Genomic DNA, 1,503 nt, shown 5'->3' with positions numbered 1-1,503 from the left:
TCCCCGGCACCCCCGGCCTCGAACACCGCATCGGTGGACTGGAGAAAGCCGACAAGACCGGCGACATCTCCTACGACCCCGCCAACCACGACTACATGGTCCGCACCCGCGCCGCCCGCATCCAGGCCATCCCCGTGCCCGACCTCGACGTCGACGACCCCGACGGCACCGCCCGGACCCTCGTGCTCGGCTGGGGCTCCACCTACGGACCCATCGGCGCCGCCTGCCGCACCCTGCGCCACCACGGCCAACCCATCGCCCAAGCCCACCTGCGCCACCTCAACCCCCTACCGGCCAACCTCGGCGACGTCCTGGCCACCTACGACCGCGTCGTCATCCCCGAGATGAACCTCGGCCAACTCGCCCAGATCATCCGCGCCCGATACCTGATCGACGCGATCGCCTACAACCAGGTCCGCGGCCTACCCTTCACCGCCGCCGAACTGGAGACGATGCTGGAAGAGGTCTGCAAAAATGCCTGAACCCGTCGCCGTGAAACTCACCACCAAAGACTTCAAATCCGACCAGGAAGTCCGCTGGTGCCCCGGCTGCGGCGACTACGCCATCCTCGCCGCCATCCAACAATTCATGCCCGAACTCAACATCCCCCGCGAAAACACCGTCTTCATCTCCGGCATCGGCTGCTCATCCCGCTTCCCCTACTACATGAACACCTACGGGATGCACTCCATCCACGGCCGCGCCCCCGCCATCGCCACCGGACTGTCCGTCACCCGCCCCGACCTGTCCGTCTGGGTCGTCACCGGCGACGGCGACGCCCTCTCCATCGGCGGTAACCACCTCATCCACGCCCTACGCCGCAACGTCAACATCACCATCCTGCTATTCAACAACCGCATCTACGGCCTCACCAAAGGCCAATACTCCCCCACCAGCGAAACCGGCAAAATCACCAAATCCACCCCCGCCGGATCCGCCGACGCCCCCTTCAACCCCCTCTCCCTCGCCCTCGGAGCCGAAGCCACCTTCGTCGCCCGCACCATCGACTCCGACCGCAAACACCTCCAAACCGTCCTCCGCGCCGCCGCCCAACACCACGGCGCCGCCTTCGTCGAGATCTACCAAAACTGCAACATCTTCAACGACGGCGCCTTCGACCAACTCAAACAACCCGACACCCGCGACGACCACCTCATCCCCCTCGAACACGGCCAACCCATCACCTTCGGCCGCGACCGACAACACTGCGTCGTCCACCCACCCCACGGATTCGGCCTCGAAATCCGCGACACCGCCACCACCCCACCCGAAAACATCGTCATCCACGACACCACCATCACCGACCCCGCCTACGCCTTCGCCCTCACCCGCCTCCCCGAACACAACCACCGCAACACCCCCATCGGCGTCCTCCGCCAAATCAACCGCCCCTCCTACGACACCCTCGTCCAACACCAAATCACCACCGCCAAAAACACCACCACCGACACCCCCGAACAACAACTCACCAACCTCCTCCACACCGGCGACACCTGGACGATC

General features: G+C 65.3%; 1 protein-coding gene and 1 pseudogene. Both read left to right on the top strand.

The features are described from left to right. Window positions 1-482: pseudogene (locus tag AB0C22_RS31220) on the top strand (2-oxoglutarate ferredoxin oxidoreductase subunit alpha); the annotation flags it as partial. Further along, the coding region (locus AB0C22_RS31215) for a 2-oxoacid:ferredoxin oxidoreductase subunit beta (protein WP_357538594.1) at window positions 475-1,503 on the top strand (1,029 nt) is incomplete at its 3' end. The pseudogene AB0C22_RS31220 and the gene AB0C22_RS31215, both read left to right, overlap by 8 nt.

The organism is Micromonospora sp. NPDC048894, assembly GCF_040649765.1.
In the GTDB taxonomy this organism is placed as follows: domain Bacteria; phylum Actinomycetota; class Actinomycetes; order Mycobacteriales; family Micromonosporaceae; genus Micromonospora; species Micromonospora antibiotica.
This window is presented reverse-complemented; position numbering and strand designations above follow the sequence as displayed.